We start from the raw sequence: 17,029 nt of genomic DNA, 5'->3' as shown, positions 1-17,029 counted from the left end.
ATTTTAAGGAAAGGAAGAGACGAGATGGATAAAAATAAAGAAACTGAAGTAGTGACTGTGCCAGAAACGATCCCACCGATGGGATTTCGAATGATCGCAAGAGAATTCAAAAAAGATAAATTAGCTATTTTTTCACTTGTATTGTTAGTCGCTATTTTATTGGTTGTTTTCATAGGAGCTTTATTGACCGATCAAGACAAAGTGATGACAGTTAGTATTTTAGATAAATATGCCGAACCTGGTGGGAACTTCATACTAGGAGCAGATGAGGGTGGCCGTGATATCCTTGGTCAATTGATTATTGGAGCGCGTAATTCTGTTGTGATCGGTTTTGCTATCACGATCCTTACATCGATCATCGGTGTAGGTATAGGGATTATTTCAGGTTATTATGGTGGAATATTTGATAATGCAGTGATGCGTGTTGTTGACTTTATCATGATCTTACCGATTATGATGATCATTATTGTTTTTGTTACAATCATTCCTAATTATAATGTTTGGTCTTTTGTGTGGATCATGAGTGCGTTCTACTGGGTCGCAAAGGCGCGGCTATTCAGAAGTAAAACACTATCGGAAGTCCGAAGAGATTATGTGAGTGCTTCAAAAACCTTAGGAACAAGTGATTTTAAAATCATGTTTCGAGAAATCATGCCAAATCTAAGTTCATTGATCATCACGAACTTAACGATCAACTTTGCGGCAAATATCGGAATCGAAACAACGCTTACGTTCTTAGGATTTGGTTTGCCGACAAATGTACCGAGCCTTGGAACATTGATCGGATATGCCAGCAATGGTGATGTTTTAGCGAATAAAACATGGATATGGGTACCAGCATCAGTACTGATTTTAGTTATGATGTTATGTATAAATTATATTGGCCAAGCGTTTAAACGTTCAGCAGATGCTAGACAGCGTTTAGGTTAAGAAGAGGAGGAATTAGTGTGAAAAGCAAAAAACTTTTGGGTTTAATGACATTAACAGCAGTGGTGGCTATAACATTAACTGCATGTGGTGGGGGTAAAAAATCAGGTTCTGATAATAAGAATGTGGAAACTGAAGATATCAGTAAATTTACAATGACGGTCAAAAATGATAAAGAAGCAATCAAAGGCGGGACTTTGGATGTAGCTGTGGCTTCTGATACACAGTTTAAAGGATTGTTTTCAGAAGTCTATTACCAAGATACGTATGATTATTATTATATGGCTCCATCTCATGAAGGATTATTCTCGTACGATGAAGACTTCGTGATTACAGATGATGGAGTTGCTAAACTAGATTTAGACGTTGACAATAAAAAGGCAACCATCACATTGAAAAAAGATGTTAAGTGGTCAGATGGAGAATCTGTAACAGCAGATGATCTGGTTTACCCTTATGAAGTAATTGGGAATAAAGAATATACTGGGATTCGTTATGATGACGACTTTATGAATGTTGTGGGTATGGACGAATACCATGATGGAAAAGCCGATACTATTTCTGGTATCAAAAAAGTAGATGATCAAACGATTGAAGTAACCTATAAAGAAATGAACCCAGGAATGCTCCAATTAAGTGGTGGCGTGTATACAAGTGCAATGCCAAAGCATGTCTTTAAAGATATTCCCATCAAAGATCAAGAAAAAAGTGATGCAGTCCGCAAAAATCCTGTAACATTCGGTCCTTACTATATGAGTAAGATCGTAACTGGAGAGTCAGTAGAATACTTGCCGAATGAGCACTACTATAAAGGCGAACCTAAACTAGACAAAATCGTATTTACAAACGTACCGACAGCATCGATTGTTGAAGCTGTAAAAGCGAAGAAATATGATATGATTTATTCAATGCCGACAGATAACTATCCAACATACAAGGATTCAGAAGGATATCAAATGCTAGGACGTGAAGAATTAGCATACACATATATTGGGTTCAAACTAGGTACTTTTGACAAAGAAAAAGGGGAATCTATTTTAAATCCAGATGCCAAAATGGCTGATGTGAAATTACGTCAAGCGATGGGTTATGCGGTGGACAACGATGCAATTGGTCAAAAATTCTACAATGGTCTACGTACTGGAGCAACAACATTGATTCCGCCAATCTTTAAAACGTTACATGATACAGAAGTAAAAGGGTACCAATATGATCTAGATAAAGCGAAGAAACTTTTGGACGATGCAGGTTATAAAGACGTAGATGGTGATGGTCTTAGAGAAGATCCTAAAGGGGAGAAATTGACCATCAACTTTGCCTCAATGGCAGGTGGCGAAACAGCTCAACCTTTAGCGGATTACTACCTACAACAATGGAAAGAAATCGGATTAGATGTGAAATTAGCAACTGGTCGTTTAATTGATTTCCAAGCATTCTACGATAAGATTAAAAATGATGATCCAGAGATTGATGTTTTCCAAGCTGCTTGGGGTGTGAACAGCGCACCATCTCCAGCCGGTTTATACGGACGTAATGCCGCATTTAATTATTCTCGTTTTGTTTCAGAAGAAAATGATAAATTATTAAGCGCGATTGATTCAAAAGAATCTTTTGATGATACGAAACGTAAGGAAGCCTATGATGCATGGCAAGAATATATGTTTGAGCAAGCACCTGTTATTCCTACATTGTATCGTAATGAAATCATGCCAATTAATGATCGAGTGAAATCATTTACTTGGAATTATGAAAATACTAGAGATTACTATACTATTGAATTAACAGCTGAAAAACGTTAGTCTATTGAATTGAAGAACAAGTAGTTATGAAGTTAAGTTCATAGCTGCTTGTTCTTATTTTTATTATTGTTGAATTCCATAGATGGCAGCTTTATAAACGAAGGAGAATTACAGCATGCAGCATAAGATAATTAAGTTTGGAAAAAAAGTGGACAAGATCATCTTGCTTACTTAGTAGATATAGGTCTAAAAGTAAGGATGTCTCTATTACTCTTAATTCAAGAGGCTTATATCTAACTGTGACAAAGAACAAACATTTTTTGTCACTTGTACACTAGACAGAGATTTGGAAGAATGATAATCTTGTTGTTAAGCGCTTTCATTTGGAGTGTCGTAAATAATTTAAATAAGGAGAGATAAGATGGAAAAAACACTCGTTATCATCAAACCAGATGGCGTTTCACGTAAATTAGTCGGAGAAATCCTGCAGCGATTTGAAAAAAAACAATTGAAGCTTAGTCAATTAAAAGTGGCAATAATGTCTCGTGAATTAGCACAAGAGCATTATGCACATGTGAAAGAATTTGATTTCTTTGATGATATGATCACCTATATGACATCGTCAGAAGTTGTTTATCTCGTTTTAGAAGGAACTAGTGTTATCAAAACGGTTCGGAAAATGATCGGTGCAACCAATTGTTTAGAAGCTGAACCTGGAACGATCCGAGGCGATTATGGCGCGAATAGTCACCAAAATATCATCCATGCATCGGATTCACCAACCGCCGCGGAAATTGAAATCAAACGGTTTTTTCATGAAGACAATTAAATCAAAAGCGTATCAAGATTTTGTGATGATCTTGAGCGCTTTTTGTCTTTTTACATTCAATGAACAGCAGGAAATTCGTAGTTTATGATAAAAATATGCTCAAATCATTAGGAAATTCTTCAAATACTATGAATTCAGCAGTGTTTTTAACGCAATTCCTCTCTAACCATTTAAAAATCCAACAAAAAAAAGTATAATAGAGAAGGTTGTAAATAAACTTAAAGGAATGTAGCAAATGGACAATCAGCTAACTACAGAATTAAAAGAACGTTACGGCATTGTTTTCCATGATGTCAACCTATTAGAACAAGCTTTTACCCATTCATCCTATGTGAATGAGCATCGATACTTAAAATTATCTGACAATGAACGACTAGAATTTTTAGGAGACGCCGTTTTAGAGTTATTGGTTTCTCAATATTTGTATAAACAATTTCCAGAAATGCCAGAAGGGAAGCTGACGAAAATGCGGGCTGCGATCGTTCGTGAAGACAGTTTATCCAAATTTGCGAAAGAATGTCATTTCGACGACTATATTCTTTTAGGCAAAGGAGAAGAAAATTCTGGCGGACGGACACGCCCAGCACTGCTTTGTGATTTATTTGAAGCCTTTTTAGGTGCTTTATTTTTAGATCAAAAAGTTGATGCGGTCAAAGCATTTATTGAAGAAGTTATTTTTCCAAAAATCGACGCCGGTGCTTTTTCACATGAGATGGATCACAAGACACACTTACAAGAAGTATTACAACGACAAGGGGATGTCACTATTGAATATCGTCTGGTCAATGAAGAAGGACCTGCCCATGATCGAATCTTTTTTGTTGAAGTTTATGTCAATGAAAAAATGATTGGAACAGGTTTTGGTAAGTCGAAGAAATTAGCAGAACAGGATGCCGCTGAACGAGCGCTGAAACAAAATCCTGAATAAGTTTGGAAGGAGCCGTTTTATTCGTGTATTTAAAACGAATTGAGATCGCAGGATTTAAATCCTTTGCGGATCGAACCGTTATAGAGTTTGAAAATGGTGTGACGGCTGTCGTTGGACCTAATGGCAGTGGAAAAAGTAATATCACCGAAGCGATCCGCTGGGTCTTAGGTGAGCAGTCTGCTAAAAGCCTTCGCGGCGGCAAGATGCCAGATATTATTTTCGCAGGTTCAGAAGGTCGTAAAGCCTTGAATATTGCTGAAGTAACTGTTGTATTAGATAATAGTGATCACTTTTTACCGCTAGATTTCACGGAAATCAGTGTAACGCGTCGCTATCGCAGAACAGGTGAAAGCGATTTTTATATCAATAAACAAGCCTGCCGTTTGAAAGATATTCACGATTTATTTATGGATTCTGGTTTAGGGAAAGAATCTTTTTCAATCATCTCTCAAGGGAAAGTCGAAGCGATTTTTAATAGTAAGCCAGAAGACCGACGTGGTATTTTTGAAGAAGCGGCTGGGGTTCTGAAATACAAACAACGTAAGAAAAAAGCAGAACAAAAACTATTTGAAACAGAAGATAACTTGAGCCGTGTGCAAGATATCATTTATGAATTAGAAGACCAACTGACTCCTCTAGCTGCACAAAGCGAAGCGGCCAAGGAGTTTTTGAAACTTAAAGAGAGCTTGACTGAAATCGATGTCAGCTTAACGGTAACAGAAATCGAAGCAGCAAAAAAAGTCTGGGAAATCAAAACAGCTGAACTGACTGGAATCGAAGAAAAGTTACAGCTTGCCAGTAAAAAAATTCGTGATTCAGAAGATGAACTATTTCAACTACGTGGCAAACGCAATAAATTGGATGAGCAGATCGAAACGGAACAACAACAGCTTCTACAAATCACTGAAGCATTGAAACAAACCGAAGGACAAAAAAACGTTTTAGTCGAACGCTCAAAACACACGATGCAAACAACCAGTGAATACCAACAGTCTTTAGAGGAAAATGCGGAGAAAATTACTCGCTATCGTGAAGAAGTCCAAGAACTGCAAGCAAAAGTGACTGAGAAAAAAGCCCAACGTGAATCATTAGTTGAAGCAATCAACGCCTCAGAGCTAGAAGTCGAAAAATATAGTAAATCATCAAAAGAATTATTAGAAGAATTACGTAGTCAATACGTTGAAGTGATGCAAGGACAAGCCAACACGACCAATGATCTAAAATATTTAGAACGTCAGTATCAACAAGAAACAGCTAAAAATCAACAATCTATCCAAAAACATGAAGCATTAGAAAAACAAATGCAAGAAGCTTTAGCGGAGAAAGAACAATTAGAAGCAAGTGTCTCTACATCTGATCGATCGTTATCAGATCAAAGAGAACAATATACGCAATTAAAGCAACAATTGGATCAAAAGCAAGGGCAATTAGCTGTGAAACAAAAGCAAATGTACCAAGCGATGAACCAAGTACAACAAGCCAAAGCTCGTCAAAAGAGCCTACAAGAAATCCAAGAAAATTATTCAGGATTCTATCAAGGCGTTCGTGCTGTTTTGAAACACAAAGCCCAATTAACTGGAATCGTGGGTGCTGTTGCCGAATTGATTGATGTACCAAAAGACTATACGTTGGCGATCGAGACAGCGTTAGGTGGTGCGGCGCAACATGTCGTTGTGGAAACGGAAAAAGATGGTCGTGCAGGTATTACTTTTTTGAAACAGCAACATAGCGGACGTGCAACTTTTCTGCCGTTGACTACAATCAAACCAAGAATGGTTTCTAGCGCAGTACGGGATCGTGTCAGCAATATTTCAGGATTTCTAGGAATTGCCAGCGAATTAGTCCACTTTTCAGATGAAGTCAGCAATGTCATCCAGAATCTGCTTGGAGTGACTATACTTGCTGAAACATTAGAGAGCGCCAATCAATTAGCGAAAGCGGTGAATTATCAATACCGTGTCGTTTCTTTAGATGGCGATGTCATGAACTCAGGCGGTTCGATGACTGGTGGTGCTACTAAACGAGGCAACCAAGGTAGTCTATTTTCTCAAACACAAGAACTCCAAACCCTGACAGAACAAATGGAGCGCGTGGAAAAGCAATTGACAGCCAACGAAAAGGAAGTTCAACAATTAACGGAGGACGTCAAACACCTTAATGAGAAATTAGAGCAACTACGTTCAACAGGTGAAACGAGCCGTTTAAGACAACAAGAATTACAAAATAAACTAACGAATCAAGAAGAAACAATCACTCGTTTAACAAAGGAACAACGCTTATTTGAATTTGAAGCGCGTGAACTCCATCAATTTTTAACAGAGTATCAAACCAGAAAAGAAGAGCTAACACAACAACAACAAGAACTGAATCAAACAAAAGACCGTTTAGATCGAGAAATGAAACAAGTCGATGAAGAAGCCAGCCAAATGGAAACATTGCGAGCAGAAGCATTTGAACGGTTTAATCAAATCCAGGCAGATCAAGCTGTTGTAACGGAACAATTGGCTCATTTAAATGGACAAACAGCAGAAAAACAAACGCAATTAGATGAATTTTTAGCGAGAGAAACAGCCTTACGTCAACAATTACAACAATTGAATGACCATTCGACCGATCATCAAGTAACAGAGGAAAGTTTAGCTGTTCAATTAGAACAACTAGCCGAGAAAAAAGAACAATTACAGACAAGCATTCAAGAAGCCAAATCTGCTCGTCAACAACTACAAGAGCATGTCGATCATATGGATGCTGGATTGGCTGAAGAAAATAAACAACAACAACATTTATTGACAGAACAAACCAAGATCGAAGTTGAGAAAAACCGTTCAGAAATCAAACTAGATAACTCCTTACAATATTTACAAGAAGAATATAGCTTGACCTTTGAACGTGCTAATGAAGATTATGAATTAACGATTGACAAAGAGCAGGCAAAAATCGAAGTAAAACGCTTGAAACGCGATATCGAACGATTAGGCCCAGTCAATCTAAACGCCATCGAGCAATACGAACAAGTCAATGAACGTCATGAGTTTTTAGTTTCTCAACGTGATGACTTGTTAGACGCCAAAGAGCAATTATTCGAAACGATGGGTGAGATGGACGAAGAAGTCAAAGCGCGATTTAGTGAAGTTTTTGAAGCAATTCGGTCACAATTTAAAGTTGTCTTCCCCAATATGTTTGGTGGCGGTCGAGCAGAGCTGATTTTAACTAACCCAGAAGATTTATTGAATACCGGGGTAGAAATCGAAGCACAACCTCCAGGCAAAAAATTGCAAAATCTAAGCTTACTTTCAGGTGGCGAACGGGCATTAACAGCGATTGCCTTATTGTTCTCAATTATACGGGTCAGACCCGTTCCGTTTTGTGTCTTGGATGAAGTCGAAGCAGCATTAGATGATGCGAACGTTTCGCGTTTTGGTCATTATTTGAGTGAATTTGAAGACGATACGCAATTTATTGTGGTGACGCACCGTAAAGGAACAATGGAAGCAGCCGACGTATTATATGGTGTAACGATGCAAGAATCAGGAGTATCGAAAATCGTTTCTGTTCGTTTGGAAGAAGTGAAAGAAGGCGGCGCAATCGTTGCTGAAACGTAATTGAATAAGATAGGGGGCACGACAGATTGATTAAATTAATTGCGATTGATTTAGATGGCACACTTTTAAATAGTAAAAAAGAAATCTCTGTACGAAATAAAGAAACATTGACACAAGCAAAAGCTGCAGGTGTTAAAATCGTCATTTGTACAGGTCGACCGTTAGCAGCAATCGGCATTTATTTAGATACTTTGAATTTGCGAGACAATGGAGATTATAGTATCACTTTCAATGGCGGTTTGGTTCAAAAAAACGATACAGGTAAAATTATCGAAAAAGCAACCATGCCTTTAGAAAATGTGCAAGATCTGTATGAGCTGGCCAAATCATTGAATGTTCCTTTGGATATTTTATCTGATGGACTGGTGCTGCAGCTGCCAACGACACAAGATCATGAATCGTTATACAGCCAGCTAAATAAATTACTAACATATGAGTCTTATGAATTAGCCCAACTGACTGCGGATAGAATCTATAACAAAGCCGTGATCGCAGTAGATCAAACATATTTAGATGAGCAAATCAAAAAAATCCCGAGCGCATTTTACGACCGCTATGAAATCATCAAAACTAGAAGTAATTTACTAGAATTTATGCCTAAAGGAATCACAAAAGCATATGGGATTTCATTATTAGCAAGAGATTTAGGCATTAAACAAGACGAGATCATGACAATCGGTGATGAAGAAAATGATTTACCGATGATCGAATATGCGGGACTTGGTGTAGCAATGGAAAATGCTGTTCCCAAAGTGAAAAGTTTGGCAGACGTGATCACAGACACAAACGACAATGACGGTGTTGCACAAGCAGTTGAAAAATTTGTCTTAGAACCATTGAGAGGAGGAAATTAAATGGGATTTTTCGATAAAATAAAAAAAGCTTTTATGAACGAAAAAGAAACGCAACCAGCTGAAATTGAAACCGATCAAACACTAGAAGAACCTGTGAAAAGAGACGAAGTTTCAGAAGAAAAACAAGCTGAACAAGAACCGGTGGAACAAGTACAAGAAGAGTTTCCTGAAGAATCAACACAAGCACCAACAGAAGAACCAGAAATCGCCCCTTTGACTACGGTAACGCCAGTTATTCAAACAGAAGAACTCGTTGAACCTGAAGAGATTGAAGAACAAGAAGAAATCATTGTACAAGAAAAGTATGAAAAAGGGTTAGAAAAAACGCGAAAAACATTTGGCGCACGTTTGAATGAGTTATTCGCTAATTTCCGTTCAGTTGATGAAGATTTCTTTGAAGAACTAGAGGAAACCTTGATTGGTGCAGATGTTGGTTTTGATACAGCGATTAAAATCACTGAATCTTTACGCCAAGAAGTGAAATTACGTAATGTGAAAAAACCTGCAGCAGTTCAAAATACAATTATTGAAAAAATGGTTGATTTGTACGAAGCAGAAGGCATCGAAGAAAATAATGCTTTGAATATTCAAGCAAATGGACTAACAGTTATGCTTTTTGTTGGTGTTAATGGAGTAGGTAAGACAACCAGTATTGGGAAACTAGCGCACGAGTTCAAGCAAGACGGAAAAAAAGTCCTATTAGCAGCAGCAGATACCTTTAGAGCAGGAGCCATCGATCAGTTAGTGGTCTGGGGCGAACGTGCTGGTGTCGAAGTTGTTCGAGGCAATGCGGGTGGAGATCCAGCAGCGGTTGTTTTTGATGCAGTGGAACGAGCGAAGACAGAAAATGCGGATATCTTGCTTGTGGATACAGCAGGACGCTTACAAAATAAAGTCAATTTGATGAACGAATTAGAAAAAATCAAACGAGTGATCCAACGTGAATTGCCAGATGCACCGCATGAAGTGTTACTTGTGGTCGATGCAACAACTGGACAAAACGCGATGTCACAAGCGAAACAATTTAAAGAAACGACAGATGTTACTGGATTAGTTCTAACTAAATTGGATGGTACAGCTAAAGGTGGGATCGTGATAGCGATTCGCAATGAGCTGCATTTACCAGTGAAATTAGTTGGGCTGGGTGAAGGAATCGATGATTTAGAACCGTTTGACGCAAATGATTTTGCGGTTGGATTGTTTAAGGGATTGTTGAAGGTGGAAGATTAACTGTAAAATTTTCAGGTGCCTATGAATTTTAAAGAAAATAAAGAGCTCTCTGTGGAAGTTATTCCTCAGGGAGCTCTTCTGCAAAGTAAAATTAATAATGAAATTTAATAGTGATAAAAACTATTCTTAAATTTAGTTATATGGTGATTATTCTCTCGTGTAAGCTCCCGGGTTACTTCCATGATCTAGAAAAGGACTGCAAATTTTAGGATGTACACTAAATCAGACAAAAATCTTTTAATAAGCTAGAAATTTCCAGTAAAATTAGGCACAATAAAGAATGCTAGTACTTTGTACTAGCGATGGGCAACTTGTATAGATAGGTGGTGTCTATACAAGGCTTCATCAGTTGGTTGTTGTCAAGTGATGAAGTGCCAATTTATTTTCTTATGTACAGAATTATTTTCTACTCTACCTTTCAAATATATCTGAAAATGAAATATATTTTTTACTTTAAAACAATTAAATAACAACAAAAAATCGCTCTCTTATATATAAGGAAAAATAAAAAAAATCTGGGAAATGATACTAACTGATCAGAGCTGATATTTTTCATAGATAGAAAAGACCCCAGCCAACAAGAAGAATAATGACATCAGAGCAAAATAGCGTATTTTAATATGTCGCCTACCCGAAAGTCTTACGGCTGAAAGGGGGTGTATCTTATGCTTTTAGCAGTTTTCTGCCCTCTTCTTGTAGGGATATTGATTGCTCTATTTGAGTATTGGCTAGATACCAAAAAGAAGAAGTAAAACAAATCACGGCGGCATTAGCCCACGAAAACCCCCTAGAGACCCAAACTCTAGGGGGTTAGTGTATCTTATGCTTTTTTTCTGTATATTAATTATATCATTAAGGGAAAATGATGTACAGAGGAAATAATGAAAATCAACCATTTATTTTCTTTAAACAGAAAGCGTATCATTCTGCTTTCTGATTTGTTCGAGATTTATGCGGTTTATTCCGCTTTTATTGATCTAGGTACATGAATCAACCTCTCAACAAATAGACAAAATCGCTTAAAGATAAAGAGCATCTTTAAGCGATTTTCCTAATTTGTTCGAGGTTTAAACGGTTCATTCTGCTTTTCTTGATCCAGCTACATGAACCAAACCTCTCAACAAATAGACAAAATCTCTTAAAGATAAAGAACATCTTTAAGAGATTTTCCTAATTTGTTCGAGGTTTAAACGGTTCATTCCGCTTTTCTTGATCCAGCTACATGAACCAAACCTCTCAACAAATAGACAAAATCTCTTAAAGATAAAGAACATCTTTAAGCGATTTTCCTAATTTGTTCGAGGTTTAAACGGTTCATTCTGCTTTTCTATTGATCCAGCTGCATGAACCAGCTCTTCGGAAAAAAGATGAATCCTATTAGTGATAAAAAGCATCACGAATAGGATTCCCTATTTTTCAGTCAGAGCTAAACGGTTCATTCCGCTTTTCTATTTACAAATTATTCGTTTCAATTCCATAATCTTCAGCGATTTTCTTCAAGCTAAATCCTCGACCGAAAACTTCACTTGCGTTCATCGTAACAATAAATGCTTCTTCGTCGATAGCCATAACAGTCTCTTTGATTTTAGCAAAATCTTTTTCACTGATAACCGTCATCATCAACATACTTGGATTTTTTTGATAGCCACCTTCAATTGGGATCAGGGTCAATCCTTTATCCATCTCTACCAAAATTTTCTCTTTGATTTCCGCATATTTTGGTGAAATGATCATCACATTTTTCGAACGAACAAAGCCGACTTGCACCATATCTACGATTCGTCCAATGAGATATAAGCAAATCAGAGAGAATAGTACTGTGTCAGTATTAAAAACAAATAAAGCAGATAGAATCACTAGTCCGTCGACAAATAAAATCGAAACACCTAATGAAATTTTAAAATACTTGTTGACGATTTGAGAAATAATTGCTGTTCCACCAGTCGAAGCATTGCCTCTAAATTCTAGCCCTAACCCAATTCCAGTTAAAATACCACCGAAGATCGTTGCTAGGAAAATATTATGTGTGAGCACAGGTAAATGCGTAGTGATCCCTACAAAAAACGGATAAATCAAACTTCCGTAAATTGTTTTTATCCCTACCTCTTTCCCTAAAAGTAAAAAACAAAGAAGTAATAAAGGTAAGTTGATTGCATATAAAACTAAGGCTGGATTGGTTCCAAACAGATAATTGATTACCACACTAATTCCGTTGGCGCCGCCTGCTACTATTTTGTTTGGTAGTAAAATCGAATTGATCGATACTGCTAAAATAAAAGAGCCAATTGTCACGTATAACGTATCTTGGATTTGCCTTTTTGAAAATTTCATTTAAACTGTTCCTCCATTTCATAGAATGTCGGGTATCTCTCTATTGAACGAAAAATAAGAGCAAAAGAAAAATAGTTCAACAAATATCCCCTAGTTATACTATCACGAATAACTAGAAGATATCATGAGATATTTTTAATTTTTTAGTCAGGGAGTGTGGTAAAATTAGAGAAAGTAAAAGATTTATCACTAATTAATTATGTGAATGTTAGAAAACGTTTATCCCATAGCTGTTCATGATGCTGGATAATTGTTTTTGCGCCTAACAGATCATTGTTTAACGTTGTACTTAGACCACGTTTCATAAAACAGGTATAGCCTAAACCATGAGCCATGCGAATAGTCGTATCAACGCAGTATTCCGTTTGAGCACCACAAAATTCAAGTTCGGTGACTGAAAGTTCATCCAAGAGGTCTTTTAATGGTGTTTGAAAAAAAGAATTTGCGTGGGTTTTTCCAACGTAAAAGTCTTCTGTTGTAGCATTAAGCTGATCAAATAGCTGCCAGTCGGGGCTATCAACGACTAAATCGGCATCTTCATGTTGGATAAATATAATCGGTAATTGATGCTGCCTATAGTCTGAAATGCGCTGATTTACAGCGATCAATAGATCATTAAGCTGAAATAACCCAGTTCCAAAATTTTCTAGACCTTGTTGAAGATCGATTACTACCAAAGCTTTAGTAGGCATTGTTTGCTCCTTTGTTATAAATTATTTTTCTTTCTAGTATACAATGAATTTAAATGTCTTGAAAGGATAGAATTCAGCGAATAAAAGAACTGTTTTTTACCAAACAAAGGAAATTTATTTTTTTTTAACAAAATTTAAGCTAAAAGATTCTTTTTACATCTCTTTTTCTATATAATGATGAGTGATGAAATAATAACGGGAAGAAAGGCGACAGTATGAAATTTAAAGAGTTGTTACAGAAAAAAAATGCACGCCCTTATTTGATGGCTGCACGATTTGGATTAGAAAAAGAAAGCCAACGCACAACATTTGATGGTCAATTAGCTATGACAGATCATCCGGAAGTTTTGGGAAATCGCTCCTATCATCCATACATTCAAACTGATTTTAGTGAGACTCAAATGGAATTGATCACACCAGTGGCAAACTCTCTTAATGAAATGATGCGTTATCTTGCAGCGATTCATGATGTAGCACTGCGTTCGATGAATAAGCACGAGATGCTTTGGCCGCTAAGTATGCCGCCAAAATTACCGCTAAAAGATGAAGACATAAAAATTGCCAAACTTGAACAATATGATGGTATTCTTTATCGTCGCTATTTGGCAAGAGAATATGGCAAACGCAAGCAAATGGTTAGCGGGATTCATTTTAATTTTGAATATGATATCGAATTGGTCCAAAAGCTTTTCTCAGAACAAACAGAATACGAAACAATCGAAGAATTTAAAAATATTCTCTATATGAAAGTTTCACGTAACTATTTGCGTTACCGATGGCTAATTACGTATCTATTTGGCGCATCCCCAGTCAGTGAGCCTGGCTATTTTACAGAACAAGAAGAGCAACCGAAAGGGCCTGTCAGAAGTTTACGAAACAGTTCATTTGGCTATAAAAATAATGAAAATGTCAACGTATCTTATGAGTCGCTTCAACACTATATTCATGACATTCATCGAATGGTTGAAAATGGTGTATTATCGGAAGAAAAGGAATTTTATTCTGCAGTTCGCTTGCGCGGTGGGAAACAAATGGCTGATTTGCCAAAAACCGGTGTACGTTACATCGAACTTAGAAATCTAGATTTAAATCCCTTTGCGCCATTAGGAGTAGAGGAAGAATCACTTGAGTTTATTCATTTGTTTATGTTGTATTTGTTGTGGACAGATGAAAAAGAAGCGCCTAATGATTGGGTAGCAACAGGTGATTTCTTGAATGAACAAGTTGCATTGGGCCATCCTTTTGCCCAAGTGAAGCTATTGGCAGAAGGGGATCGTATTTTTGCAGAAATGGATGAAATGATCGAAGCTTTGGGTCTATTTAGAGCGAAGAAATCATTAGAAGTTCACCGAGCGCAACTAAGAACACCCGATTTGACGATCGCTGGAAAAATGTGGACGATCATTGAAAATAACTCAAATCATGAATTGGGGATTATTTTTGGAAAAGAATACCAAGGAATGGCTTTTGAGCGGCCATATCAATTAGCTGGTTTTAGAAATATGGAGTTATCCACACAGCTATTTTTATTTGATATTATCCAAAAAGGTGTAGAAGTCGAGTTATTAGATGAATCAGAACAATTTTTGAAACTTAAGCACAACGACCATATTGAGTATGTCAAAAATGCGAATATGACGAGTAAAGATAGCTATATTGTTCCGTTGATCATGGAGAATAAGACGGTTACTAAAAAAGTTTTGGCAGAAGCTGGTTTTACGGTACCTGCTGGAGATGAATTTAATACGATCGAACAGGCGGAACAAGCTTATGTGAAGTATTCGGAAAAAGCCTTTGTGATCAAACCAAAAACGACAAATTACGGTTTAGGAATTACTATTTTTAAAGAGGGAGCTTCCTTAGCAGATTACACAGAAGCATTAAAATTAGCTTTTAAAGAAGATTCAGCTGTGTTGATCGAAGAATTCTTACCAGGAACGGAATATCGTTTCTTTGTGATAGATGACAAAGTGCGAGCGATCTTACTTCGTATACCGGCAAATGTAGTCGGCGATGGCATTCGATCTGTTGAAGCGTTGGTAGCAGAAAAAAATCTAAATCCATTAAGAGGAACGCATCATCGTTCTCCATTGGAATTGATTCAGTTAGGTGATGTTGAACGATTGATGTTAAAAGAGCAGAATCTTTTGACGACATCTGTTCCTGAAAAAGATCAAATTGTTTATTTACGCGAAAATTCAAATATCAGTACGGGTGGAGATTCCATTGATGTAACAGATGATTTTGATGAAAGCTATAAACAGATTGCCATTGAAGCAGTCCAAGCAATAGGAGCGAAAATCTGTGGAATTGACTTGATTGTGCCAGATAAATCAGTTAAGGGAATGAAGAATAGCCAAACGTATGGCATTATAGAAGCAAACTTTAATCCAGCTATGCATATGCATGCTTATCCACATTCAGGTCAAGGTCGTCATTTGACGATGGATGTATTGAAGATGTTATATCCGGAAGTGTTTCAACAGAAATAATGTTAAATATAGAAAATATTTGGGCAAAAACCATCTAGATCAGAGAATCAAGTATAGTCTGTGCATCAATGTTTATCTGCGAGTTTTTGACTAAAAAGCATCCACTCGTTGCTTTTGCTCCGATTCATTAAGGCTATGGTATAACTCGTAGAGTTACCATAGCCTCTTTTTTTGTAGATTTTTGGCAAAAGAATTAACTTAGAACTACGACAAATAAATTTAATATTCTAACGCTTTGATTGTGATTGTTTGTTTGGTTTCTTCTACTTCTAATCCAGTTTTCTTTTCCCACCATTGTTTCATCTCACGTTCATAAGTCGTTGGAAATGCTTCTACTACCTCACTCATTGTTTTTCCTTGCATACGAGCATAAGGATAATTCAAAATGAGATTATATTTGAGTTCCGTTAATAAACTATAATATTGAAACATCATAAAATGCAGCGCCTCATCATCTTGATTTATTAATACACTTGGCGAATGATCTAACATAAATCCAAAACTACGCATCATAAAAGTGAAAGCATCCATATGATCTTCTTCAATCTGTTCTACTTCTCGTAATAATTTGATATGGGCATTCAAAGCATTTGCTAAATCTTGTTTTAATAAATATGACTCTATCATAATGATTTCTCCTTTATTTAAATAATTTATGCCAAAAGCCTTTTTTTGGTTGTTCAGGTCGAGTCGCTGAGACTGGTTTAGGATATTTTTTGTCAACGTCAATTATTGCTTCATTTACAGCGTCTTTTGCAGTTAAAACTAACCCCAAAGCATCAGGAGTATTCTCAACAAAATCGTTCATCACAGTGAACTTTATTTGTCGTTCATTGATCAATTTAATATAAACAGATTGCAAATCAGTTGCCATGGTGCCATTTAATAGAACGGTAGCATCAGGATGTTGCGTTAGTTCTTGTAAGAAATTTGCTTTGTCTTCTGCATTTTTCATCTGTGCAATCGTCATCGTTAGGTAGCATCTTTCACGGAAGGTTCCCATATATTTGCGCTGTTCTTCTGGTTTTAGTAGCGGGGTGCCATACATTGCATTATCCAAATGTTTCTGTAAGTCATCTTGTGCCATTAATTATCTAACCTGCTTTCATATAGTCCTAAGTCAAATTATAGCATAGAACAGGCAGTAAACACCCGAAATAACTGAATTTCCTTACTAAATGAGAATGAATAAAAGCTAAAAAAGTATTGCTTTTATGATCCATTTCGCATAGACTAGTAGATAAGAATGAAAATCATTCTCAATTAGAAAAGCTGAACAGGCTCGTTTAGCACCGACAAAAAAATAGGAAAAGATGATTGTGCCGCTCTTAGGCACGAGCAGATTTTATCTTTTTTCCGAGGTGTTAGTCTGTAAAGCTAGACAAAGAGAAAAGCTGAACAGGCT

General features: G+C 36.8%; 13 protein-coding genes. 9 read left to right on the top strand and 4 right to left on the bottom strand.

Annotated elements, in window-relative coordinates; translation table 11 throughout:
• Positions 1 to 24 precede the first annotated feature (24 nt).
• The 8 genes from IGI43_RS09755 to IGI43_RS09720 all read left to right on the top strand — a co-directional run bounded on the left by IGI43_RS09755 (position 25) and on the right by IGI43_RS09720 (position 10,861).
• Positions 25 to 930 carry an ABC transporter permease gene (locus IGI43_RS09755; protein ID WP_438757604.1) on the top strand — a complete coding sequence of 302 codons (906 nt, stop codon included), beginning with the start codon at positions 25 to 27 and terminating at the stop codon, positions 928 to 930.
• A 44-nt stretch (positions 931 to 974) separates the two neighbouring features.
• A complete protein-coding gene (locus IGI43_RS09750) occupies positions 975 to 2,726 on the top strand; it encodes an oligopeptide ABC transporter substrate-binding protein (RefSeq protein WP_438758842.1) in 1,752 nt (583 codons plus the stop codon).
• A 361-nt stretch (positions 2,727 to 3,087) separates the two neighbouring features.
• A complete protein-coding gene (ndk, locus tag IGI43_RS09745; protein WP_438757603.1) occupies positions 3,088 to 3,495 on the top strand; it encodes a nucleoside-diphosphate kinase in 408 nt (135 codons plus the stop codon).
• Positions 3,496 to 3,730: 235 nt separating this feature from the next.
• Entirely contained in the window at positions 3,731 to 4,423 is a 693-nt protein-coding gene (rnc, locus tag IGI43_RS09740) for a ribonuclease III (RefSeq protein ID WP_438757601.1), read from the top strand.
• Between the two features lie 23 nt (positions 4,424 to 4,446).
• Positions 4,447 to 8,025, top strand: a complete 3,579-nt coding sequence (gene smc / locus IGI43_RS09735; RefSeq protein WP_438757600.1) for a chromosome segregation protein SMC — start codon at positions 4,447 to 4,449, stop codon at positions 8,023 to 8,025.
• A 26-nt stretch (positions 8,026 to 8,051) separates the two neighbouring features.
• Complete coding sequence (locus tag IGI43_RS09730) at positions 8,052 to 8,879, top strand: Cof-type HAD-IIB family hydrolase (protein ID WP_438757599.1); 828 nt, start codon at positions 8,052 to 8,054, stop codon at positions 8,877 to 8,879.
• Positions 8,880 to 10,109 (top strand): signal recognition particle-docking protein FtsY, encoded by a 1,230-nt coding sequence (gene ftsY / locus IGI43_RS09725; protein WP_438757598.1) that lies wholly within the window; start codon positions 8,880 to 8,882, stop codon positions 10,107 to 10,109.
• Positions 10,110 to 10,774: 665 nt separating this feature from the next.
• A complete protein-coding gene (locus IGI43_RS09720; protein ID WP_438758841.1) occupies positions 10,775 to 10,861 on the top strand; it encodes a type I toxin-antitoxin system Fst family toxin in 87 nt (28 codons plus the stop codon).
• A gap of 700 nt (positions 10,862 to 11,561) precedes the next feature.
• On the opposite strand, the gene IGI43_RS09715 is transcribed toward IGI43_RS09720, so the two are convergent.
• The gene (locus IGI43_RS09715) at positions 11,562 to 12,440 is read right to left on the bottom strand and encodes a YitT family protein (RefSeq protein ID WP_438757597.1); all 879 of its coding nucleotides are present in this window, start codon (positions 12,438 to 12,440) and stop codon (positions 11,562 to 11,564) included.
• A 197-nt stretch (positions 12,441 to 12,637) separates the two neighbouring features.
• The gene (locus IGI43_RS09710; RefSeq protein WP_438757596.1) at positions 12,638 to 13,132 is read right to left on the bottom strand and encodes a cysteine hydrolase family protein; all 495 of its coding nucleotides are present in this window, start codon (positions 13,130 to 13,132) and stop codon (positions 12,638 to 12,640) included.
• 215 nt (positions 13,133 to 13,347) lie between these two features.
• Here IGI43_RS09710 and gshAB point away from each other — a divergent pair, with 215 nt between their 5' ends.
• Positions 13,348 to 15,624 carry a bifunctional glutamate--cysteine ligase GshA/glutathione synthetase GshB gene (gene gshAB / locus IGI43_RS09705; protein ID WP_438757595.1) on the top strand — a complete coding sequence of 759 codons (2,277 nt, stop codon included), beginning with the start codon at positions 13,348 to 13,350 and terminating at the stop codon, positions 15,622 to 15,624.
• 219 nt (positions 15,625 to 15,843) lie between these two features.
• Here gshAB and IGI43_RS09700 read toward each other — a convergent pair whose 3' ends face one another.
• Entirely contained in the window at positions 15,844 to 16,251 is a 408-nt protein-coding gene (locus IGI43_RS09700; protein WP_438757594.1) for a hypothetical protein, read from the bottom strand.
• A gap of 13 nt (positions 16,252 to 16,264) precedes the next feature.
• On the bottom strand, positions 16,265 to 16,711 hold the full coding sequence (locus tag IGI43_RS09695) for a YueI family protein (protein ID WP_438757593.1): 447 nt from the start codon (positions 16,709 to 16,711) through the stop codon (positions 16,265 to 16,267).
• Between the last annotated feature and the right edge of the window lie 318 nt (positions 16,712 to 17,029).

This window comes from Enterococcus sp. AZ126 (genome assembly GCF_051714545.1).
Lineage (GTDB): Bacteria > Bacillota > Bacilli > Lactobacillales > Enterococcaceae > Enterococcus_L.
The sequence above is the reverse complement of the archived record's forward strand: the minus strand, read 5'-3'. Positions and strand labels throughout refer to the sequence as shown.

Bases quoted from the DNA above. Each gene is read 5' to 3' on its own strand.
- IGI43_RS09720 (WP_438758841.1), top strand. From the start codon at position 10,775: ATGCTTTTAGCAGTTTTCTGCCCTCTTCTTGTAGGGATATTGATTGCT.
- IGI43_RS09715 (WP_438757597.1), bottom strand. From the start codon at position 12,440: ATGAAATTTTCAAAAAGGCAAATCCAAGATACGTTATACGTGACAATT.
- IGI43_RS09710 (WP_438757596.1), bottom strand. From the start codon at position 13,132: ATGCCTACTAAAGCTTTGGTAGTAATCGATCTTCAACAAGGTCTAGAA.
- ndk (WP_438757603.1), top strand. From the start codon at position 3,088: ATGGAAAAAACACTCGTTATCATCAAACCAGATGGCGTTTCACGTAAA.
- IGI43_RS09695 (WP_438757593.1), bottom strand. From the start codon at position 16,711: ATGGCACAAGATGACTTACAGAAACATTTGGATAATGCAATGTATGGC.
- IGI43_RS09750 (WP_438758842.1), top strand. From the start codon at position 975: ATGACATTAACAGCAGTGGTGGCTATAACATTAACTGCATGTGGTGGG.
- gshAB (WP_438757595.1), top strand. From the start codon at position 13,348: ATGAAATTTAAAGAGTTGTTACAGAAAAAAAATGCACGCCCTTATTTG.
- ftsY (WP_438757598.1), top strand. From the start codon at position 8,880: ATGGGATTTTTCGATAAAATAAAAAAAGCTTTTATGAACGAAAAAGAA.
- IGI43_RS09755 (WP_438757604.1), top strand. From the start codon at position 25: ATGGATAAAAATAAAGAAACTGAAGTAGTGACTGTGCCAGAAACGATC.
- IGI43_RS09700 (WP_438757594.1), bottom strand. From the start codon at position 16,251: ATGATAGAGTCATATTTATTAAAACAAGATTTAGCAAATGCTTTGAAT.
- rnc (WP_438757601.1), top strand. From the start codon at position 3,731: ATGGACAATCAGCTAACTACAGAATTAAAAGAACGTTACGGCATTGTT.